Below are 21,838 nucleotides of genomic sequence, written 5' to 3' on the forward strand. Positions count from 1 at the left end.
CAGGAATGGCGGTACGGCGATCTCGGTTCAGATCCATCGCCGCCATCGCTCTCTGCGTGCTGCTCATCGTCGCCGCGACCGTCGTCGGAGTCGGCTATCAGCTCTTCAACCGCGAACACCAGGACGAACTACGACCTGCGGATGCCATCGTCGTCCTAGGCGGCGAGCACGACGGCCGAGAGGATTACGGACTCCGATTGGCGCACGAGGGATTCGCCAAAACTGTCGCGATCTCGGATCCGTACCGCCCTTACCCACTCCTCGACAAACAGATCATGGACCGCGTCTGCAATGCAGGCACCCCCGACATAGAGGTCATCTGCTTCGCGCCGGATCCGTCGACGAAACAGGGCGAGGCCATGTTCATCCAACACCTGGCAAAGGAGCGTGGCTGGCGATCGGTGATTGTGATCAGCTGGCGCTATCACATGGTGCGCGCCCGGTACATCTTCGGACAATGTTTCGACGGACAGGTGATCATGCGCAGCGTCCCGCGCGACTATTCGCGATCTGTCGTCAAATGGGCGTATCAATACGCCTACCAATACGGCGGGCTCGCCAAAGCCGCCGTACTCGGGTGCGACCGATAGCGAACCTCGTCGCAGGAAACAGCGATATCGCCCGAAGACATCTCAACAGCTGCTGAGACCTTGGCTTCCCAAACGGCCCCGGGCTGGCTCACGCTTATAGACTGAACTCTCGGTTGCGCAGCCCAGGCCCGCGAAATGGACAGCGGGCGTTGGGGTGCGAGTGTGAAGGAGAAGCGTCATGGCACCCAGAAATCATCGCCAACGTGAACGGCGCCGCAAGTTCGGCGAGGCATCCATCGAGATCATCGCCACTCACGGACTACGAGCGCTCACCCATCGGGCAGTCGACGAGACCGCCGGGTTTCCCATCGGCTCGGTGAACTATTACGCACCCACCCGCGCCAAGCTCCTCGCACTTGCCCTGGAGACAGTCCACGAGGAGCTGCAGACACTTGCTGCCGAGTCGTTCGGGCCACTCCTGGGACCCGGCCCCCACGACCAGAGGACAGTGGTCGAGTGCGGGACCAACTTCGTCGACACGGCTCGACGAAAGGGCCTGGCCGTGGTCACCGCGCGACAGATGCTGCTGGCCGAAGCGCAGTTCTATCCCGAGCTGGGCGAATTGATCGAGTCACACCGGAGGCAGCTCATCGAGCTCTCGGTAGTGGTCGGCGCTCCTTTTGAGCCAGCACGGCCCGAGGAGGCGGCAACGATCGTCGTCGCGCTGATGGACGGGCTACTGCAGCAGTTGGTCGTCGGCAAGTATGAGGCCTTCACCAGGCCGATGATCCGGCTCGCGATGTCGCGAATCTGCAATATCGGCAGCGAGTCGTCGCGGCTGGTCGGTGCGGAACAGGTGCCCGTACGGAACTCGGCGTAGCTCCGCGACTCGCCCGGCGTGTGAACTCCCAGCAAGCCCAATGCCACCGACATCCCGGCCGTACCTGCGTGGCAGGATCGATCTCGTGGCAACCCCGAAGCAGTGGCTAGAAGGCGCGCGCCCTCGCACGCTGCCCAATGCGATCGCGCCGGTCGTCGTCGGCGTGGGAGCGGTGCGCGACCTCGGCGATGTCGTGTGGTGGAAGGCAGTACTCGCACTCCTGGTCGCGGTCGCGTTCATCATCGGCGTGAACTTCGCCAACGATTACTCCGACGGAATCCGCGGCACCGACGACGATCGGGTCGGTCCGATGCGACTGGTCGGGTCCGGGGCAGCGTCGCCGGGTGCGGTGAAGCGCGCCGCGTTCGCCTGCTTCGCGGTCGGCGCGATCTGCGGGTTGGCGCTGGCCATCAGCACTGCCTGGTGGCTGGTCGTGGTGGGCGCCATCTGTATCGCCGGCGCCTGGTTCTACACCGGCGGCAACAAACCGTACGGCTACATCGGACTCGGCGAGATCGCCGTGTTCGTCTTCTTCGGGCTGGTTGCGGTGCTCGGCACGCAATACGTGGTCGGTGACACCGTCGACTGGGTCGGGCTGCTGTGCGCGATCGCGATCGGCTCCATCTCGTCGGCCGTGCTGGTGGTCAACAATCTGCGCGACATCCCCAGCGATACCGAGTCCGGCAAGGTCACCCTCGCGGTTCGGCTGGGCGACAAGAAGACCCGCATCTTCTTCGGCGTACTCCTCGCCGTTCCACTCGTGGTGAGCCTTGCACTCATCGCCGCGACCCCCTGGGCACTGCTCGGCCTGCTCGCGGCTCCGCTGGTGTGGCTCGCCTACAAACCCGTGCGGGCGGGCGCACTTGGTCCCGGGCTGATCCCGGCGCTCGGCGGCACCGGGCAGGCCATGCTCGCGTGGGCGGTGTTGTCGGCGGTCGGTCTGATGATCAGCTGATCGAGATTCCCCGCCGCCACCTATCGGTCACGGCTTGTACCGGGCGATCATGCCCTCCAGCCATTCGACGCCGACCGGGTTGGCACTGTGCACCCGAACCTCCTCCGGCCACACCCCGTGTTCACACATCCACAACACGATGGGCCGCGTGGTGTCGTCACCGCCGAGATCGTGATCGAGTGAGAGCTCCTCGACCGGTTCTGATCCACTCAGCGCGTCGATGGCAGCTGCGCTCGTGGTGCACCATGTCCAGCCGTCGGGGGCCGGGCGGAGGTCGTCGACCCAGAGTTTCATCCGACCACGGTGGCAGACTCACAGGTCCGGGGCGAATGAATATCTGCGCTCCCCTCACCTACCTCGGCGCTGCCCCTGCGGAGGAGCCGTATCCGCCGGCCGCAATGCCCAGCCCGGCACCCAGTGCGTCACCTTCTCCTGCCGGTCCTTGGCGGTGATCGTGTAGGTGACCTTGCCGTACCACTCGCCCCATTCCGACCGGGCCCACGCCGTGAGCACACCGAGGTGCACCGACCGGATCTGCAGACCATCCGGAAAGTACTCGCCGGTGTAGTGCGGGGTCTGCGGATACAGGGCGTTCAGGTCGACGAGCACGGCCTTGTGGCCGACCGGGAAGTACACCGGTCGTCGTGGTTGGCCGCTGTCGCCGCCGATCCACTTCATGCTCACATGTCGAACACTAGTTCGAATAACGTACATCGACAAGCCGGCCCCACCCCGGCCGGGTGGCGGGCTACTCAGCTCGATCTGGTGACCCGAAGGGGCGTGATCTCGCCGCGCCGCGCGGACGGTACAGGCGGAATCCACAACAAGTCACCCAGCCTCACGTGAGCCACATCTGTTGCGCAGCAACACATTCGGAAATGACAACATCCGCAGATGGCCATATCTCACAATGCAACAGATCGGCCGGCCGCCCTCGATCACGAGGACGACCGGCCGATCATCGTGTGCCGCTGGGCGTCACCGCCCGAGCGTCACACCGGCGTCACACGCCGGCATCGACCTCCGGCAGGCTCGCCAGTACGGCGGCCTTGAGATCGTCGGCACTGGTGGCCGACGCGATGACGGCGCGCGATGCGTCGTCACCGGCGTCGATGATGCCGATCAGGAGGTACTCAGGACGCAGCCGCCGGTCGCCGCGCTCACGCGCGAGTTCCACGGCCTTTCCGAAAACGTCTCGGGTCTCGGCGGCGAAACGTGGGCGCGACCCACGGCCACGCGGTCCGCGTCGTCCGCGACCCGGTTCCCAGGGCCCCTCGTCGTCGGCGAACGGCCCACCCGGGCCAAAGGGTCCCGGACCGAAGCCGCCGCGGCCGAAGCCTTCCGGACCGAAGCCCGGTCCGCCGGGGCCGAATCCACCGGGCCCAAAGCCGCCGGGGCCGAAGCCCTCAGGACCGAACCCTTCGGGATCGCACCCGTCCGGACGAGGTCCACGACCCCGATGTGGGCCATGTCCGTGCCGGTGCCCCCGGCCCCGTCCGCGGCCATCGGGCCCGCCGCGGCCGCGTCGGCCGTATCCGCGGTCCGGGCGCTCGGCCCAGCCCTCGGATACGTCTTCACCGAATCGGCCGCGGACGGCCTCGCGCACCTTGTCGAGGTCGATGCCGATGCTGCGCAGGGCATCTCGGTCCTCGTCATAGCGTTGCTTCGCCGATTCCTCGGCGCCGGCGTCGGCGGCCTCGGCGGTGTCGTCGTGCTCGGCGTGATACTTCTGCGCCGCCTCGCGTGCCGACGTCAGGGTCAGACCCTGCTCGCCGAGCAGCGTGAACAGCGGACTCCGGGCGTTGCAGAGCATGCCCAGGATGAGGTGATCGTTGCCGAGTTGCCGGTGACCCAGGTCGCCGGCCTCCTGCATGGCGAAAGCCAGCAGCATTCTGTCATCACGGTTGAATCGCTCAAACATTGTTGATGTCTCCTTCTGGCCCGCTCGCGCGGGCCTCACGTTGTGAATGTTTCTGGTGCACGGCTTGGCGGCTGATCTGCAGAACTTCTGCGATCGACTGCCAGCTCCATCCGTTGGCGCGGGCATTGGCGACCTGGACGTCCTCGAGACGGTCGGCCAGGGTTCGCAGCGCCCGAACCGCGGCCAGCCCCCGGGCGGGGTCGCTGCTCGCGGCGTCACCCGCGAGGTCGGCGCCAGTGGCGTCGGCATGTGCCGTATGGGTCGGATTCTCTTCGTCGTGCATGTTGTCAGGTTATGTTGACATCAACCCGTTGTCAAGAATTATTGACAGAGAATCTTCGCAAGCTGCTGACGAACGGCTCACCAGGGCAAACGCAGTGGGATGTCCGGGATGGGACCCGGCAGGTCGATGTCGCCGTCGAGCAGATCACCGAGCGGACCGAGACCGTCCCTGATTATCTGCTTGCCACCCTCCACCACGATGTCGAGCAGCCCCTCGGCGTACGGATCGGTGGGCCGGTCGGGCGCGCGCTCGACGTATGGGGTGGGTTCGTCGCCGTTGATGACCCGGACGATGTTCCGGAAAGCGTCGGAGTTCGGGTCGTGCCAGTAGGAGCCGTGCGAGCTGGTGCCCTCGATCAGGGTGCGGTGTCCGTTCGCGTCGGGCCCGGTGAATCCGGTGTCCATCCGGACGACCCCCGCCGCGGTGTCGGGGTCGGAACCATGCGGATTGCCCGGCACCGACTGGACGTACTGGATCGGGTCGCCCGGGGCCGTCAGCGAATATCGCTCGACCTCGGGGTTCGGGTTGCGCCACGGTCCGTCGAATACGCCGGTACCCGCCGACGACGCGTAGACGACCCGGTCGGCACGCAACCCCAGTTGTTCGGCCGAACCGACCACCGATCCGCCGTAGGAGAATCCGATGAACGTCGTCGTCGCCTCCGGCGCGCGCTGCGCGAGCTCGGCGTCGAGGGCCGCCCCGAATCCGACAAGACGTGGAGCCATGTCCCGCGCGAAACCGGTCTCGACTGCGGAGTCGTCGATCGACTCCCCGAGGCCCGATCCGATACCGAGAAGGCCGGCGACCGCTCCCCTGCCGACTGCGTCGGGCAGCCCCTCGAAGCCGACCTTCTGTGGCAGGTCACCGTCGAGGTAGACGAACACGGGTCCGCCGGTTCGCTGTGCGAGATCTTGTGCAACGCCGTAGGATTCCGCGCTCCGATTCATCGAGCTACGCGTTCCGGGGACGTAGACGGTGGCGTTGCGGGTGCCCGATCCCAGTCCGCCGACCATCTCGATGAACCGTCCCTCGGCGGTGTTGTCGAAGGCGATGAACCTGCGTTCCGCGGTCCCGTCGGGACTCCGCTTCGCGAACTCCTCGAGCACTGCCGCACGCGGACCTGCCGCCCGGCCAGCCTGCCGCTCCTCGGTCAACGCGTTCCGGATGTTGATCTCGTTGGCGTCTGCGCGGGTGTCGAAGTCGACGCCGTCGAGGTTGCCGATGGTCTGGGGATCGGCATGCATGACCCGGCGGCGGTCGTCCGCGGCCATGCGCGACCACAGTTCCCGGCGCTCGACCGCTGTCATGCTCCGCAGCGTTGCCACCACTTCGTCGGGATTCACGTTGTGTCCATTGGAGAACCGGGGCACTGGTTGGCCGGTTCGCGTGGCGGCGAGTTCACCGGCAAGTCGTTCGAGGCGCGCACCATGGTCGTCGTCGAGCTGCCCGACCACCTCGAGCGCCCTCATGATCGCCACCTCGAGCGCCTGGGCGTCAGTCTCTTTCGACATGTCGACGCGCACCACCTCGCCGAGATCGGTGACGACGAATCCGCCCGCGAGCGCGGCGTCGACCAATCGGAGCACGAGTTCGCGTGCATGGGTCAGATCGGCGCCGGCGTCCTCGGCCTCGTCGGCGATCCGGTTCAGGATGTTGCGGATCTCGTGCACGTTCCCGCGCTCCCGAGCGACGGTCAGGTCTGCCGCACAACGGCTCTCGCCACACCAACCCGACGTGGCGTCGAGAGCACGGATCACCCCATCCATCGCGTTGTCGAGGGTTGCCGCCGCTGACTCGGCGACCGCTCCCGCCTCACTGACCCGATGGGTGTTCCATTCGCGCAGTTCGGGGATCGTCGGACGCATCAAGGTCTGGAGGGGTCTCTGAAGGATGTCGCGGCCGCACGATCCTCGCTGTCCGAGTCGATCCGCAGGCGATGCAGAGTCATCCCTATTGCCTCCAGCCGGTCGGCGACCGCGGCAGTCGCGTTCCTGGCTGCCACTGCTGCGGCCCGCAATGCCAACGCCACCCGGCTCGACGGGCACGAAACATGCTCCAGCGCTCCGAGATCAACGTCTCGGATCACCGTCGCCTGCGAGCGCCACGCATTCGCTGCGCTTGCGACCTCCTCGGGCCGGATACCGAAGCCGGGAGATGTCGGGTATCGCCGATCCGATGCCATCGTCGACCTCCTTCGAAACGGATCGGCGCAACGCCGATGGGGCATGTCTGGAGATACGACGCAGTGCACGTCGTCGGGGTTCCATGAGCGCCGGTTGTCCACAGATGTGTCACGAGCGCGGTTGGTCGGCGCATCCGCCGGTGATACTCATCGCCATGAAGTACATAGGAAGACCGACGACGCTATCGCAAAGCAGCCGAATATGGTTATCTCACACTGCGTTTCACCTACACGGCAGTCACGACCGGGTGGGAGGACGCGGAGGGACAGGTGCTCGCGATCGTGCGCGAGGGTCGCCATCTGCGGCGAGGCAAGAAGAAGACTGACATCAGGATCACCTCACCGGACCAATGAGCACACTATGTGGACAACGCCCGGCTGAGGTGATGCTGATGTCGCCGGAGCCGACTACTCGGTCAGAATCGACTCGCTGATGTTCATCCGGGACGCCCGCTGGGCCGGCACCAGTGCCCCGACGATGCAGAGCGCACAGGCGACGCCGACGAACAGCAGCGTCGACGGTCGGGGCGAGTACGCGATCTCGATCGACGTTGTCGCGGAGAGGATCTTGTCGGAGAGGAAGTGCAGCGCACTGCCCAGCACCAGCCCGGTGACCGAGCCGATCAGCGCGATGCCGGCCGCCTCGGCCACCACCATCCGCGAGATGAACCGGCGCGATGCGCCCATCGCCCGCAGCACCCCGAGTTCTCGCCGACGCTCGATCACGGAGAGCAGCAAGGTGTTCAGCAGTGCGACTGCGGCCGCGAGCGCCACGATCCACTGGATGGCGATGGTGAACGCACCTGCCTGCTGGGCCTGCTCCTGGGCGGCCGACAAGGCCTCCGCTCCCGACTCCACGGTGACGGCCTGGCCCCCGACCGACGGGTTGGCCGCCGCGACCGCATCGAGCCGCTCCCGGATCTGGGTCTGGTCGGCGTTCGGGTCGGTGGAGACCTGCAGGTAGGTGTTGTAGGGGCGGTCGAACCAGTCGGAGAGCACCGTGTTCGACATCGCCGCGGTACCCGAGCCCATCGAGATGTAGTTGACGGTCTCGATAACGGGGACGTCGCGGTAGCCGCTCGGGGTGGCCAGCCGCAGGGTGTCGCCCGCGTGCGCGTCGAGGGTCCGGGCGAGCACGTTCGACAACAGGATGCCATCGCCGGCCAGAACCCGCTGCAGCGCTTGCGGACTGGCCTTCTTCACAAACGGCGCCAACGATCCCGGCTCGAGTCCCTGCACGTATACCGCGGCCTCGCCGATGTTGAGGCTGGCCCAGTGAGCGCCGACAACCTTCGTCACGCCCGGCACCTTCGCCACCTCGGACTCGATCTCCGACGACATCGGCGGCCCGGTCGGCAGGCCACCGCCGGCGTCGGACGACAAATAGAAGTCGGGGTCCGCCAGACCGTCGAGCGAGTTCGATATCGACCCGACCAGGTTGTCGAGCGCGCCCGAGGTGCCCATACCGACTGCCACGGCGACCGCGACGGTCATCAGGGTGGCCCAGGCGCGCCGCGGTGCGCGTTCGGTGTTCACCGCCGCGAGCTGTCCCGGCCCGCGGAACCGGCGCGTCAACATCACGACCAATGCGACGAGTTGCTTGGTCAGCGCATAGCAGAGCAGAAGTCCGCCGACCGCGTAGACGGCCCCTGCCAGGATGGCGGGGCGGCCGGGCACGGTGGTCGCGACGAACCACGCCGCCACCAGCAGCACCGCCCCGACGACTCCGGAGATCCACACGGCGCGTCCGGGTTTCGTCGAGTTGTCGGCGACCTCACCGGCGATCATCGCCTCCACGGGTGACACCGCGAACACCGACCGCGCGGCCAGCGACGTCGCCGCCACACAGGCCACGACGCATGCGACGATCGCGATCACCGGCGCGTACCCAGGCAGGTGATAGCTCACCGCGGTCGCCAAGGTATCCGTTTCGGCCTCGGGAATCCTGCCGATCGCCCACCGTCCCGCGAGGATGCCGATGGGTACACCGATCAGCCCGCCGACGAATCCGAACAGCGCCGATTCGCCCAGGAGGTCGCCGACGAGATGTCCGCGCCGTGCGCCGAGCGCACGCATCATCGCGAGCGACTGCCGACGTGACGCCACGGCCATGTTCATGGTGTTGAACACCAGGAAGCCCGCGATGACCAACGAGATGAGCGAGACGAGGAGGGTCGCGTCGCGGGTGACCGAACTGGCCACCTCTGCCTGCTTCGCGCGGAAATCCGGGTCGACGACCACGGCTCGGCCGTCGACGACTCGCGAGACGTCCGACTTGAGGGCCGGGATGTCGACGCCCGGTTTCGCCACGATGAGGATCGAGTCGACCTTGTCGGCCCGCGACGCCAGGCGTTGCGCGAGGCCCAGATAGGCGAAGACGAAGTTGCCCTTGTTGAGTACCGCTGCCTTGTCACCCTCGACCACCGAGATGACCCGCACCGGAACGTCGTTGATGGTCAGTTGCTGACCTTTGCGCAATCCGGTCCCCGCACCGACGATGATGCCGTTCTCGAGATCCTGCTGTCCGATGCCCGAGGACTGTTGGGCCGAGACCGCTTGCCGCAGTTCGCCGGACAGCGCGGTGACCCGGAAATCCGAACCCAGCAGAGCGGTCGTGCGGTTGTCGATCACCACCGAGTCACGGATGAGCGGCACCACCGACTTCGCCGCAGGCACGCCGCCGCGGATCTCGCCGGCCAGCCCTTCGTCGATACCCGAGTCGGCGATCGACGCGACCTCCACCTGGGCGGTCCCGGTGATGGCCGCGTTCACCTGGCGCACCGACTCGGTCAACGACCCGTACAGGCCGAGCACCGAGATCAACAGTGCCGACGCGACGATCACCACCAGCAGCGACGTGGCGACCCGCAGTCGGTGGGTGCGGATCTCGCGGAGATTCAGCACCCGAATCCGCGACAACCCGGACGCGACCGAACGGAGCGGATTCGCCCGCCGGGCCGCGGAGCTCACCGGGCGAGCATTCACGCGATCTTCCCGTCGCGCACCGTGATCGTGGTGTCGGCGACGTCGGCGGCATGCGGATCATGCGTCACCATCACGACCAGACGATCCGCCGTGTCGTGCGCCACCTCCGACAACAACGCCAGTACCGAATCCCCCGTCGTCGAATCGAGGTTCCCGGTCGGCTCGTCGGCCAACAGGATCGTCGGATCCATGATCAACGACCGGGCAATCGCCACTCGCTGCATCTGCCCGCCCGAGAGCTCCGAGGGACGGTGATCGACACGATCGCCGAGCCCCACCCGCTCCAGGAGTTCGATCGCACGCGGCTTGGCCTTGCGCAACGACTGACTGTCGAGCAGTCGCGGCAAAGCCACGTTCTCCCACGCCGACATCGTCGGCACCAGATTGAAGAACTGGAACACGAAACCGACGCGATGGCGCCGGAACGCCGAGGCCTGCTCGTCGTCGAGCGAACCGAGGTCGATACCGTCCACCGAGATCGTGCCCGACGTCGGAGAATCCAAGGCACCCAACACGTGCAGCAGGGTGCTCTTGCCCGCACCCGACGGACCCGACGATCGACGCGAACTGCCCGCCGTCGAGGGTCAGATCCAGACCGTCCAACGCCCGCACCAGCTGGTCCCCCATCTGGTACTCACGCACCAGACCCACGGCCTTGACCAGCGGTTCACCCTCGACATCGCCCACACGCGAATGCTATCCCACGGCGATGAGGTAACCCTAAGTGCGGCCCTTCGATACGCTCGCAAGCTCGCTTCTCAGGGAACAAGGGACGCTCGCAAGCTCGCTTCTCAGGGGGCCTGGGGAAGATCCCTTCTCAGGGAACAGAGCGTCAGGAGACCGCGGCCGTCCACTTCCCGGACGCGAAGAACTTCTCGAGCACCGCCGTCGCCTCGGTCAGGTCGAATCCGTGCTCGCCGAGCCACCCGTCGTCGAAATAGGTGGTGCCGTAACGGTCGCCGGAATCGCAGAGCAGGCTGACCACGCTGCCGGACTGCCGCTGCGCCACCATGTCGGCGACGATCTGCAGGGCTCCCCACAGGTTGGTCCCGGTCGAGGCGCCGACGCGTCGACCGAGCCGATCGCTGACGCAGCGCGCAGTCGCGATGGACGCGTCGTCGGGGACGCCGATCATCCGGTCGATCACCTGGGAGACGAACGACGGCTCCACACGCGGGCGGCCGATCCCCTCGATCCGCGAACCCACCTCGGAGGTGAGCGTGCCGTCGGCGGTGTCGTAGGCCGGCAGGAAGACCGAGTTCTCCGGGTCGACCACGGCGAGCCAGGTTGGGTGGCGCCGGTAGCGCACGTAGCGACCGAGGGTGGCCGACGTGCCACCGGTTCCCGCCCCGACCACGATCCAGGTCGGGATCGGATGATCCTCGTCGGCCATCTGCGCGAAGATCGATTCGGCGATGTTGTTGTTGCCACGCCAGTCAGTCGCACGCTCGGCCATCGTGAACTGATCGATGAAATGACCGTTCAGCTCGGTTTCGAGCCGGAGTGCCTCGGCGTAAACGTCACCCGCGCGTTCGACGAAGTGACAGCGACCGCCCTCCCGCTCGATGAGCGCAGTCTTCGACGGAGAGGTACTCGACGCCATCACCGCGATGAACGGGACGCCGATCAGCTTCGCGAAGTAGGCCTCACTGACCGCGGTCGACCCGGACGACGCCTCGATGACGGTGGTGCCCTCCCGCACCCAGCCGTTGCAGAGTGCATAGAGGAACAGCGAACGGGCCAGTCGATGCTTGAGCGAACCGGTCGGATGGGTGCTCTCGTCCTTGAGATACAGGTCGACGCCGACGTCGGTCCCGTCGTCGGCGGTCCACCTGGACCAGTTCGGCAACAGCACGCGATGCAAGTGCGTGTCGGCACTGCGACGACCGTCCGCCTCGATCAGACGTACCGCGTTCTCCGACCACGTGCGGTCGCCGCGATGGTCGACGATCCTGGTCGGCTTCATCCCGACTCAGTCGGCCTGGCCGCGCAGGCGGGATTGCAGGTCGTCGTGTCGTCGCCGACGGGCATCGTCGACGGCCGCGATCTGCCGGTTCACCCGCAGACGCAGGGACTTGAACAAGACCATGCCCAGCGGCAGGGCGATCAGGACACCGAACACGGCAGCCACCAAGAGCGGCACCTGGACGCCTGCGATCGCGCCGCCACCGATGATGATCGCCGCCACCACGACGACCAGCGCCAGCCTCGCGAGGGTGTAGAGCGCCAGCGACAGCGCAACGCTGCCTGCGGTCGCCTCGCGGTCGGTACTCGTGTCCACTGCCTTGTCTTCACTCACGGTGTCAAGGGTACTGCCCGCGAGGTCGCCCATTTTCGCCCATTTGCGGCGATCCGGACGTCTCGAATGTCGGTTTTGCACTCTCTTTACCAATTGCTGACCGTTCGAGTACCCAGGCATCCGGCGTGTATCCATGAACCAGACCCCACATATTTCATCGTTGCATGTTCATCGTTGCAGGCGAGAGAAGAGGAACACACATGACTGTCATCGACTCAGCCACCCACGGCATCATCACCCCAGGCCTTGCGAGTCAGCACACCCTGACGCCCGGCCAGGTCGCGTCCATGTTCAACGTCAACCCGAAGACCGTGGCCCGCTGGGCCAGCTCCGGCCTGCTGGGATCGATCCGCACCCCGGGCGGTCACCGTCGCTTCCGCGAGGCCGACGTCGTCGAACTGCTGAACCGCCGCACACACTGATCCTGTCGACCGACGGGGTCCGCCCCGCCCCATGGCAACCTCACGTACGCTGGTAGACGGGAGGTTGCCATGACGTTTCTGTTCGCTTTGATCGGCATTGCAGCGATCGGTTTCCTGCTCTGGCGCGCCTTTGGCCCCCAACTCGCCGATCGCGAGGATCACGACGACCGACCCACCCGGCCCATCGGCCCGGTCGGCCCCGACGACGATCCCGATTTTCTCCTCGATCTCGACCGCCGCACGCGGGGGCCCAATGGGTCCGATGCCGACGACGCCTGACGCCTCGACGCAAGATCCGTTCTGACGTCGCGGAATCCTGGACTTACGCCCGCGTACCCTACTTGCAGGTAGGGTAATCTCTTTCCATCACGCAGTGTGGGTACCACCATGTGGACCGCCGGCGAAAGGTGCAGGAGATCAACGAATCACGCGCGGACAACCCACGTTGACGCCCGAGCGGGGGCGCCCGGCGCCCGACGACGAACCCGGCTTCGCAGAGAAGCTGGGCTACCTTTTCGAGCACTCGCGGGATGAGAACGGCGTGCCGTACACGGGCAAGAAGATCGCCGAACGGGCCAACGACCTCGGATATTCACTCTCGGACGCCTACATCTCGCAACTCCGGACGGGTAAGGCCCGGACGCCGTCGTTCCGGACCGTCGAGGCCATCGCGCGCGCATTCGAGGTGAGCGTCACCTATTTCCTGGCCAATCCCGACGAAGACCTCGAGCGCGTCCGCCAGCAGCGCGACTACGTGGAGATGCTGGCGACCACCGGAACACATCTGTCCGGGATCGATGTCCGCTCGATCTGCCCGGACACCATCGACGTCGTGATCGCTCTGCTCAAAATGGTCAAGGCGCAGGCTGTGGAGACCCAGCGCACGCCGCCCGGCGAAGACAGCGGTCAGAGTCCCGCGTAGGAGTGCAGGCCGGAGACCACCAGGTTGATGATGAACAGGTTGAACAGCAGCGCGACAAAACCCGCGACGTTGATCCAGGCGGCCGCGTTGCTCCGCCAGCCCGCAGTCGCGCGGGCATGGAGATACGCCGCATAGATCACCCAGGCGATGAACGACACCGTCTCCTTGGGATCCCAGCCCCAGAACCGGCCCCATGCCGACTCGGCCCAGATCGCACCGCAGATGACGCCGAGACCGAACAGCGGGAATCCGAAGACGACGCATTTGTAGGCGAGTCGATCGAGGGTGTCCGCGTTCGGGATTCGGTCGATGACCCGTCGCACACCCGCGACGAATCCGGATCCGGCGGCCGCCGGATCGTCGCTCTCCGGGCGACCCCACCGCATCTTGATCAGGTAGAGGGCACTGGCCACGCCCGACACCAGCAGCACGCCCGACGACACCGAGATGATCGAGACGTGGATCGCGAGCCAGTACGACTTCAGCGCGGGGACCACCGGAGCGGCCTGCGTGTACAGCCAGCGACCGCCGATGAACATCAGCAGCGAGACCGGTAGCAGCACGAAAGTCAGCAGCGGCCGGTGTTCGGGCTTGCGCAGCACCACCAGGCCGGCGATGACACAGGCGGCGCACGTCAGCGAGATGAACTCGTACATGTTGCCCCAGGGCGCACGGCCGGTCGCCATACCCCGCAGCACGATCGACGAGATGTGCGCGATCAGTCCGACGACGACCACCGGATAGGCCATGTTGCCGAGCCGGTCACCGAGATTGCGGCGAGGGGTGTCGGCGATCTTGCCGGGCGCCCGATCGTCCACAGCCACCCCGGACCCACCGGCGGTGACCAGTTGGGCCGACGACGTCAGCTTGCGACTACGGGCACCGGCGAGCGCCGCGAGGAACAAGAACATCGCGAGCACGTAGATGGTGATGGCGGTACCGAAGAGCAGATCGGAATACCGCGCCAGTGTCTCGTCGACGTGCATCGAACCGGTGTTCATCGCACTCGTCCTCTCAGTCGATCCCGCTTACAGTCGCCGCCCGCGTATCCGATGTGCCCTCGAGGTGCGCTCGGCGTTCGGGTCGGCCGAGTCGCGCACCAGGTCGTGAGCCTGCTCCTCGAATCCCTCGCCCCAGCCCGCCTGATCGGTACGTGCCAGACCGGCAATTTCTACTACAGTACGTCGTTCGCCGGGGTCTCCGGAAACCGAACCGGGCACGGGCACGAGTCGGACCCAGATGCGCCGACGCCGGATCAGCAGCGACACGAGCAGGCCCCCGAGCATCACGATCGCCGAGACCAGCACCCAGACCTGCGAGGGATCGTGCGAGACCTGCACCGACACCCATCGCTGATACCCGTCGAACCGCACCGAGGTGCCGTCGGCGAGTCGGTGTGTCTGTCCCTGCGCCAGGTTCACCTGCGCACGCTGCTGCAGGCGTCCCTGCTCGATGAGCGTCTGGTCCAGGGAGTACGCATTCTGCGGTTTGCCGGTGTCGAGCCCGGTGTCGCCCTCGTAGATGCGGATCGCCACCGCCGGGTCCTTGGGAATCGGCGACGACGAGGTCAGCAGGGTGCCGTGGTAGTTGGCCGTCGGGGCGAACAGCCCTTCCAGAGCGACCTGATGCGAGCGGCGCTCGTCCTCGTTCGGGTAGAGCCCGGCCGGGGTGTCGAAGCGCGCCGCCCCCGACGACATCATCGTCTGCATCTCCTCCGGGATGAACAACGCCGTCTGCTGACGTTGCTCACCGTTCGGGAACGTGACCGTGAACGTCGGGGCGTAACCGTTGCCGAGCACGTAGACGCGGTCACCGGCCACCCGCAGCGGGTCGTTCACCCGGATTGTCGTCGACTTCCAGCTCGACGGGTCGGTCCGCTGGGTGCCCTCGGTGTAGCGCACCTTGGCCGTGTACATGTCCGGTTGCCCGTTGGGCAGGAAGGTCGCGTCGAAGCCGTCGACGCGGAAGCAGAACGGGTTGAGGTCGGTGCCGTCGACGAGATTGCCCGCCCTGAACGAGTCGTAGACGGCGGTCGAGGTGTTGCAGAGACCTTGCTCGCCGTCGGCGACGAGGCTGCGGGTGCCCTCGTAGCCGTACAGCTTGCCGAAGGCGATCGACACCAAGAGCGCGAGCAGCGCGAAGTGGAAGACCAGGTTGCCGAACTCGCGCAGGTAGCCCTTCTCCGCGGACACCTCGACCACGCCGTCGTCCTTGACGACGGTGGTGCGTCGCCATCCGCGGAGATTGCCGGAGATGCGTCGCGCCAGGCTTTCGGGGTCCCCGTCCACCTCGTGCTCGACGTGTCGCGGTAGGCGCTTCAGATTCCGCGGTGCGGCAACGGGTTTGGCGCGCAGGCTGTGGAAGTGCTCGATCATCCGCGGCGTCAGGCACCCTACGAGCGAGATGAACAGGAGTACATAGATGGCGGTGAACCAGGCGCTGGCGAACACGTCGAACAGCTGGAGCCGGTCCATCCACTGGCCGAGCCAGCCGTGTTCGTCGATGTAGGCCTGCGTCTTCTGCTCGTTCAGCGGCCGCTGCGGGAGGAGTGCCCCGGGGATCGCAGCGAGGGCGAGCAGGAACAGCAGCACCAGCGCGGTCCGCATCGAGGTGAGTGAGCGCCAGAGGTTGCGGGCCGGCCAGAGTACCCGGCGGAAGATCCAATGGGGGCGGGACGGACCGGGCGTCGGGCCGGACACCTCGGCGTCGGGGGTCACGTCTGTCTCGGTCATACTGGCAGCTCCGTGTCGGTGATGAAGGCGTCGCGGACCCACACGATGAATTGATCCCAGAGCCCGGTCACCAGGGCGACCCCGACGGCGATGAGCATGATCCCGCCGAAGATCTGGATCGCCCGTGCATGATTGCGCAGCCAGCCCAGGCTGCGCAGAGCCCAGGCCGACGAGAACGCGAGCACGACGAACGGGATGCCGAGGCCCGCGCAGTAGGCGACGATGAGTGCGACACCCTTGGCGGCGGTCGCGCCCTCGGTGCCGCTGGCGGTCGCGATGACCGCGGCGAGGGTCGGCCCGAGGCAGGGTGTCCAGCCCAGGGCGAACACCGCACCCAACAGCGGCGCACCCACCAGGTTGGACATCCGGCGGGGCGCGAAGCGGAACTCGTGCTGGGCCATCGGGACCAGCCCGATGAAGACCAGTCCCATCAGGATGGTCACCACGCCACCGATACGTTGCAGCACTTCGCGATTCACCACGAAAGTGTTCGTGATACCGAGCACTGTCGCAGTGGCCGCGACGAAGACGACGGTGAATCCGAGGACGAAGAGCCCGGCGGCGACCGCGACCCGCGAGCGGCCGCGCTTGGCCGGTTCGCCGACGGTGACGGCCGGGGCCTCGGCACCGACGAGCCCGGCGAGATAGGACAGGTATCCGGGCACCAGGGGGACGACGCAGGGTGACGCGAAGGAGACCAGTCCGGCGACGACACACGCGGCGAGCGCCAGCAGCAGCGGCCCGCTCGACACCGTGGTGGCGAACGTGTCACCGATGGCGGCCTGCGGTGCGAGTTCGATCATCGTCATGGTCGGCCCGGGGCCGGTGCGGCCGACGACTGCGGTGCAGCCGAACCCGGAGTCGACGACGCCGGGGTCGACACCGACTCGGCAGCGACCTTCCGGACGGTCGCGTCGAGTTCGTCGGCCGTGACCGCCTTCAGGAACACCGCGGCAGGCCGATGCTGACGGTCCAGGACCACCGTGGTCGGCACCACGGCGGTCGGAGTGGTGAGGCTCGACAACGTGATGCCGTCGTAGTCGTAGATCGACGGGAACCCGACACTGCGGTCGGCGACGAAGTCCTTGGCCGACTGCCGATCGTCGCGCAGGTTGATACCGAGGAACTCGACCCCGAGACCCTTGGTCTGCTCGTAGACGCGCTCGAGGTCGTCGGCCTCACCGCGGCACGGCCCACACCACGAACCCCAGACGTTGATGACGACGGCCTTGTCGCGGAATCGCTCGTCGGACAGCGAAAGCGGTTGGTCGGTGACGAGATCCGGCCCCGACAGGTTGGCGACCTTCTTGCGGTCGGCGGGCGGATAGGTGATCACGGTCTGCCCACCCGGGGAGACGAACTGGAATGTGTCCCCCTGGGCCACTGCGTCGTCGCCGGTGCCGCAGCCACTGATCACCCCGATCAGGGCCGCCATTACCGCAACCAGCAGGCAGAACCTTCGCACGCTCGTCCTTACGCTCCCGTTGCCAACGGGTCCGACGCACCGGCCGGCTCGGAGTAGATGATGTCGACGAGGGCGTCGCCCTCGTAGATGAGGCTGGTCAGCGAGGCCAGCGAGCACTGCCGGCGACGCGGGTCGTGCCAGAGCCGCTGGCCCTCCAGGAAGCGACGCAGCGTGTAGACCGGCAACTGGTGGCTGACACAGACGGCCTCATGACCGCGGGCGGCGTCGCGCGCCTTGTTGGCGGCGGCCAGCATGCGGTGCGCGAGTTGGATGTACGGCTCGCCCCACGACGGGGTGAACGGGTCACGCATCTTGGGCCAATGCCGGGGCTTGCTGAGGGCGCCGTCGCCGACCGAGACCTTGAGACCCTCGAAGACGTTGTCGGCCTCGATGAGTTCGTCGTTGGTGACGATGGTCAGCCCGTGGGCGCCGGCGATGGGTGTCGCCGTCTCCTGGGCACGCTGCAGCGGCGACGCGAACACCGCGGTCACGTCGTGGTCGGCGAGTGTGTCGGCGACCTTGTTGGCCTGTGCGCGACCGCTGTCGGACAGCCGGAACCCGGGCAGGCGCCCGTAGAGGATGCCGTCGGGATTGTGCACCTCGCCGTGCCGCATCATGTGGACGATCGTGTTGGTCACTGGGACTCCCCCGTTGCACTGGCCGATGCGCTTGCTGCGGCCCGGGCCGCAGCCGGCAACGCGTCGGCGATTCGTGAGAAAGCATCCTCGTCCAGCGCCGCGCTGACAAACCAGGCCTCGAAGGCGCTCGGCGGCGGATAGACCCCGCGCTCGAGCAGCGCGTGGAAGAACGGCGCGAACCGCCAGGTCTCGGTGGCCTTGACGCCGGCATAGTCGGTGATCGGGTCGGCACGATCGGTGAAGAAGATACTGAGCAGATTGCCCGCGCTCTGCACGCGGTGCGCCACTCCCTCGGCGCTCAGCGCCTCGGTGAACAGGGCTGCCAGTCGATCCGCGTTGGCGTCGAGAGCGGTGTAGGTCTGCGCGTCGGCGTGCCGGAGGGTCGCGAGCCCGGCGGCGACGGCGACCGGGTTCCCCGACAGCGTGCCCGCCTGATAGACCGGCCCGGTCGGGGCGAGGTACTCCATGATGTCGGTGCGGCCGCCGAATGCCGCCGCGGGCAGGCCGCCACTCATCACCTTGCCGAAGGTGTAGATGTCACCGGCCACGCCCTCGATGCCGTACCAGCCTGCCGGACTAACCCGGAAACCCGTCATGACCTCGTCGATGATCAGCAGCGCGCCGTGCCGGCGGGTCAGTTCCCGCAGACCGGCGTTGAATCCGTCGTGCGGGGCGATCGCGCCCATGTTGCCGGCAGCGGCCTCGGTGATCACCGCGGCGATCTCGTGGCCGAACTCCTCGAACGCCTTCGCGACGGCCTTGAGGTCGTTGTAGGGCAGTACCAGGGTGTCGTGGGCGGAGGCGCCGGTGACCCCGGGTGAGGTGGGCAGGCCAAGCGTCGCGACGCCCGAGCCGGCGTCGGCCAGCAGCGCGTCGACATGGCCGTGATAGCAGCCGGCGAACTTGATGATCTTGGACCGGCCGGTGAATCCACGCGCCAGCCGGATCGCCGACATGGTGGCCTCGGTGCCGGAGTTGACCAGGCGGACCCGCTCGACCGGGTCGACACGGTCGATGATCTCCTCGGCCAATTCGATCTCGGCCTCGGTCGGGGCCCCGAAGGAGAGTCCGCCTGCAGCGGCCTTCTGGACTGCCTCGACGACCGCTGGATGGGCATGGCCGAGGATCATCGGCCCCCACGAACTGACGAGGTCGACGTAATCGTTGCCGTCGACGTCGGTGAGGTGGCAGCCCTTGGCCGAGGCGATGAACCGCGGATCTCCGCCCACCGCGGAGAAGGCCCGGACCGGGGAGTTGACGCCGCCCGGAATGGCCGCCGTGGCGCGGCGAAAGAGTTCTGCGGACTTCGCGGCGGCATCAGCGGATCGGGTCACGGCCTCTAGTGTTCCAAACGCCGCCGACGGGGCCCAAATCGTTCAGGCTGCTCTCAGCCTGCGGGAACAGGTCGGTGACGGCGGTCACCCGCTGTGAGACTCCGTCGACCACCCGTTGTCGAGCAGGTCGACGATCGCCCGCAGGGCCGCGCGGGAGTCGGGCCGGAACCCGGCCAGGCCGGGGATCTCCAGCAGATAGCGTGCGAGCGCGCGGATCTGGATGTCGTCGGGGCCGCGGCCGTAGGCGTCGGCGAGCACCTCGGCCAGGTCGCCTTCGCCGACCATCCAGAGCTTGCGCGAGTAGTCGGTGAGCGCGGGCGTGTCCATGATCAGCCGCGTGCGCTCCGCCCACTCGGCGTCGGGCTTCTCGAGGAACGGACCTCGGGTGAGCAGGAAATCGCCTATCGCGGCCAGTGCCGAACGATCGGGGTCCCGATCGCGGACCGCGGCGACGATCCCCTCTCTGCGCTCGGTGCCGTCGTCGAAGATCAGGGCCGGCTTGCCGTCGGCGAAGTGCTTGAAGACGGTCGCGACCGCGGTGTCGGCCGCCTCGGCCACCTCCGCCACCGTCACGTTGTCGTATCCGCGCTGCAGGAAGAGCTTCATCGCCGCGTCGCTGATCGCCTGACGCGTCTGCGCCTTCTTCCGCTCGCGGCGGCCCATCGCGGCAGGTGTTGTCGTCATGGTCACAGTTTACATTCTTGTAGTAAGTACATTAGGAGAGTTATTCTACTTTCATACCAACTACGAGATGGAGGCTTGACGTGACGACGACACACGACACATCCCCGGCCAGAACCGGGCCGTCCAACCTGCTGATGTGGGCGATCCTCGGCCTGGTGCTCCTGGCCGACGCGTTGGACATGATCGATTCGACGGTGACCAACATCGCGGCACCGACGATCGCCGACGAACTCGGCGCGGGCGAGGGCCTCATCAAGTGGCTCGGCGCCAGTTACGCGCTGGCGATGGGAGTGCTGCTCGTGGTCGGCGGACGACTCGGCGACAAATTCGGTCAACGACGGGTGTTCCTGGTCGGCATGGCCGGGTTCACCATCGCGTCGGCGGTGTGTGGCCTCTCCCCCGACGCCGGGCTCCTCGTCGTCGCGCGCATAGCCCAGGGCGCCTTCGGCGCGTTGATGCTGCCGCAAGGCATGGCCATCATGACCAAGACGTTCTCTCGCGAGATGCTGGCCAAGGCCTTCGGTCTGTTCGGACCGCTGCTCGGCATCGCCTCGGTGGGCGGTCCGGTCCTGGCAGGCTTTGTCATCGACTGGGACATCGCCGGGTTGTCCTGGCGGCCGATCTTTCTGGTCAACGTCGTGCTCGGCGTCATCGGACTCGCTCTTGCCGTTCGCCTGCTACCCCGCGATGACGGCAACGGAGACACCGTGATCGACGGCTGGGGTTCGGGCATCCTGGCGGTCGCGATGTTCGGGTTGATGTTCGGCCTCATCGAGGGTTCGACAGCCGGTTGGGGCCCGATCCCCATCGCATCCCTGATCGTCGGCACCTGCGCCGCAGCACTGTTCGCGTACCGGCAGGCCCACACCGCCGACCCACTGCTGCGACCCAGTCTGTTCCGCAACCGCGGTTTCACCTCCGGCCTGGTGATGGGACTTCTCGTGTTCGCCGCCACCAGCGGCCTCGTCTACGTGTTGTCGCTGTTCATGCAGCTGGGCATCGGGGCATCGGCCCGCGAGACATCGCTCGGCCTGCTGCCGCTGACCCTCGGCATCATCGTCGCCGCCGGGGCGACCATGGGCGGACTGATGACCCGCCTCGGACGGACCCTCGTCGCAATCGGTCTGGTCGGGATCGTCGTCGGGGTCGGCTGGCTGCTCGCCCTCGTCGCCGCGTCCGGTACCGACCTCGGCCTCTGGATGATGGCCCTGCCGATCTTCGTGATCGGCCTCGGGATGGGCGCCTGCTACGGGACCATCTTCGACATCGCGCTCGGCGACATCGACGCCGACGAGGCGGGCAGCGCCAGCGGCTCGATGTCGGCGATCCAACAGCTGGCCACCGGAATCGGCTCCGCGACAGTGACAACGGTGTTCTTCCAGCTGGCCACCGGGAGCGAGGTCCATGCGATGGAGATCAGCCTCGTGATGGTGCTCGGCGCAGCCGCGATCTGCCTGCCCGTGGTCCGGCTGCTGCCGCGTCGGGCGCCTGCGGAGCTCGCGCACTGAGTGGGTAGCCGGGCCGCGCGATATGGATGCGGTGTCAGCGAGGACTCGCGACAACTATTGATCCGAGACCCCGCTGACGCCGCATTCATATCGCGGCG

At 66.9% G+C, this 21,838-nt stretch carries 22 protein-coding genes and 1 pseudogene; 7 read left to right on the top strand and 16 right to left on the bottom strand.

Going from position 1 to position 21,838, the window contains the following annotated elements; all coding sequences use genetic code 11:
* Positions 1-5: 5 nt before the first annotated feature.
* The 3 genes from OVA31_RS05865 (at position 6) to OVA31_RS05875 (ending at position 2,365) form a co-directional block, all read left to right on the top strand.
* Positions 6-590: a YdcF family protein gene (locus OVA31_RS05865; RefSeq protein WP_267630168.1), complete on the top strand. Its 585-nt coding sequence runs from the start codon at positions 6-8 to the stop codon at positions 588-590.
* Positions 591-768: 178 nt separating this feature from the next.
* The gene (locus OVA31_RS05870; RefSeq protein ID WP_267630169.1) at positions 769-1,410 is read left to right on the top strand and encodes a TetR/AcrR family transcriptional regulator; all 642 of its coding nucleotides are present in this window, start codon (positions 769-771) and stop codon (positions 1,408-1,410) included.
* Between the two features lie 85 nt (positions 1,411-1,495).
* Positions 1,496-2,365 carry a 1,4-dihydroxy-2-naphthoate polyprenyltransferase gene (locus OVA31_RS05875; RefSeq protein WP_267630170.1) on the top strand — a complete coding sequence of 290 codons (870 nt, stop codon included), beginning with the start codon at positions 1,496-1,498 and terminating at the stop codon, positions 2,363-2,365.
* A gap of 27 nt (positions 2,366-2,392) precedes the next feature.
* Here OVA31_RS05875 and OVA31_RS05880 read toward each other — a convergent pair whose 3' ends face one another.
* The 9 genes and pseudogenes from OVA31_RS05880 to OVA31_RS05920 all read right to left on the bottom strand — a co-directional run bounded on the left by OVA31_RS05880 (position 2,393) and on the right by OVA31_RS05920 (position 12,035).
* Entirely contained in the window at positions 2,393-2,659 is a 267-nt protein-coding gene (locus tag OVA31_RS05880) for a cyclic-phosphate processing receiver domain-containing protein (RefSeq protein WP_267630171.1), read from the bottom strand.
* A 54-nt stretch (positions 2,660-2,713) separates the two neighbouring features.
* A complete protein-coding gene (locus OVA31_RS05885; RefSeq protein ID WP_267631419.1) occupies positions 2,714-3,043 on the bottom strand; it encodes a hypothetical protein in 330 nt (109 codons plus the stop codon).
* Positions 3,044-3,368: 325 nt separating this feature from the next.
* Positions 3,369-4,286, bottom strand: coding sequence for a Clp protease N-terminal domain-containing protein (locus OVA31_RS05890; protein ID WP_267630172.1), 918 nt, complete (start codon positions 4,284-4,286; stop codon positions 3,369-3,371).
* Positions 4,279-4,569, bottom strand: a complete 291-nt coding sequence (locus OVA31_RS05895; RefSeq protein ID WP_267630173.1) for a helix-turn-helix domain-containing protein — start codon at positions 4,567-4,569, stop codon at positions 4,279-4,281. Before OVA31_RS05895 ends, OVA31_RS05890 begins: the two co-directional genes overlap by 8 nt.
* Before the next feature lie 77 nt (positions 4,570-4,646).
* Positions 4,647-6,434, bottom strand: a complete 1,788-nt coding sequence (locus OVA31_RS05900; protein WP_267630174.1) for a hypothetical protein — start codon at positions 6,432-6,434, stop codon at positions 4,647-4,649.
* Positions 6,435-7,159: 725 nt separating this feature from the next.
* A complete protein-coding gene (locus tag OVA31_RS05905; RefSeq protein WP_267630175.1) occupies positions 7,160-9,721 on the bottom strand; it encodes an FtsX-like permease family protein in 2,562 nt (853 codons plus the stop codon).
* Positions 9,722-9,732: 11 nt separating this feature from the next.
* A pseudogene (locus OVA31_RS05910) lies at positions 9,733-10,363 on the bottom strand (ABC transporter ATP-binding protein).
* A 205-nt stretch (positions 10,364-10,568) separates the two neighbouring features.
* Positions 10,569-11,702 carry a PLP-dependent cysteine synthase family protein gene (locus OVA31_RS05915; RefSeq protein WP_267630176.1) on the bottom strand — a complete coding sequence of 378 codons (1,134 nt, stop codon included), beginning with the start codon at positions 11,700-11,702 and terminating at the stop codon, positions 10,569-10,571.
* Between the two features lie 6 nt (positions 11,703-11,708).
* On the bottom strand, positions 11,709-12,035 hold the full coding sequence (locus tag OVA31_RS05920; protein WP_267630177.1) for a DUF4229 domain-containing protein: 327 nt from the start codon (positions 12,033-12,035) through the stop codon (positions 11,709-11,711).
* 200 nt (positions 12,036-12,235) lie between these two features.
* Here OVA31_RS05920 and OVA31_RS05925 point away from each other — a divergent pair, with 200 nt between their 5' ends.
* From OVA31_RS05925 to OVA31_RS05935, 3 genes are all read left to right on the top strand, one after another.
* Positions 12,236-12,457, top strand: coding sequence for a BldC family transcriptional regulator (locus tag OVA31_RS05925; RefSeq protein WP_164310910.1), 222 nt, complete (start codon positions 12,236-12,238; stop codon positions 12,455-12,457).
* A 69-nt stretch (positions 12,458-12,526) separates the two neighbouring features.
* A complete protein-coding gene (locus OVA31_RS05930; RefSeq protein WP_267630178.1) occupies positions 12,527-12,736 on the top strand; it encodes a hypothetical protein in 210 nt (69 codons plus the stop codon).
* Between the two features lie 166 nt (positions 12,737-12,902).
* Positions 12,903-13,379 (top strand): helix-turn-helix domain-containing protein, encoded by a 477-nt coding sequence (locus OVA31_RS05935; protein ID WP_267630179.1) that lies wholly within the window; start codon positions 12,903-12,905, stop codon positions 13,377-13,379.
* On the opposite strand, the gene ccsB is transcribed toward OVA31_RS05935, so the two are convergent.
* The 7 genes from ccsB to OVA31_RS05970 form a co-directional block, all read right to left on the bottom strand.
* Entirely contained in the window at positions 13,364-14,380 is a 1,017-nt protein-coding gene (gene ccsB, locus OVA31_RS05940; protein ID WP_267630181.1) for a c-type cytochrome biogenesis protein CcsB, read from the bottom strand. The genes OVA31_RS05935 and ccsB overlap by 16 nt on opposite strands.
* 27 nt (positions 14,381-14,407) lie before the next feature.
* Entirely contained in the window at positions 14,408-16,111 is a 1,704-nt protein-coding gene (gene resB / locus OVA31_RS05945) for a cytochrome c biogenesis protein ResB (protein ID WP_267630182.1), read from the bottom strand.
* Positions 16,108-16,920, bottom strand: coding sequence for a cytochrome c biogenesis CcdA family protein (locus OVA31_RS05950; protein WP_267630183.1), 813 nt, complete (start codon positions 16,918-16,920; stop codon positions 16,108-16,110). The genes resB and OVA31_RS05950 overlap by 4 nt, the downstream gene beginning before the upstream one ends.
* Positions 16,917-17,576, bottom strand: a complete 660-nt coding sequence (locus OVA31_RS05955) for a TlpA family protein disulfide reductase (RefSeq protein WP_267630184.1) — start codon at positions 17,574-17,576, stop codon at positions 16,917-16,919. Before OVA31_RS05955 ends, OVA31_RS05950 begins: the two co-directional genes overlap by 4 nt.
* A gap of 8 nt (positions 17,577-17,584) precedes the next feature.
* Positions 17,585-18,193 carry a histidine phosphatase family protein gene (locus OVA31_RS05960; protein WP_161062670.1) on the bottom strand — a complete coding sequence of 203 codons (609 nt, stop codon included), beginning with the start codon at positions 18,191-18,193 and terminating at the stop codon, positions 17,585-17,587.
* 17 nt (positions 18,194-18,210) lie between these two features.
* On the bottom strand, positions 18,211-19,548 hold the full coding sequence (hemL, locus tag OVA31_RS05965) for a glutamate-1-semialdehyde 2,1-aminomutase (RefSeq protein WP_267630185.1): 1,338 nt from the start codon (positions 19,546-19,548) through the stop codon (positions 18,211-18,213).
* An 84-nt stretch (positions 19,549-19,632) separates the two neighbouring features.
* Positions 19,633-20,232, bottom strand: a complete 600-nt coding sequence (locus OVA31_RS05970) for a TetR/AcrR family transcriptional regulator (RefSeq protein ID WP_267630186.1) — start codon at positions 20,230-20,232, stop codon at positions 19,633-19,635.
* 80 nt (positions 20,233-20,312) lie between these two features.
* Here OVA31_RS05970 and OVA31_RS05975 point away from each other — a divergent pair, with 80 nt between their 5' ends.
* Positions 20,313-21,740, top strand: coding sequence for an MFS transporter (locus OVA31_RS05975; RefSeq protein WP_267630187.1), 1,428 nt, complete (start codon positions 20,313-20,315; stop codon positions 21,738-21,740).
* The last annotated feature ends 98 nt before the right edge of the window (positions 21,741-21,838 follow it).

Source organism: Gordonia sp. SL306 (assembly GCF_026625785.1).
Lineage (GTDB): Bacteria > Actinomycetota > Actinomycetes > Mycobacteriales > Mycobacteriaceae > Gordonia.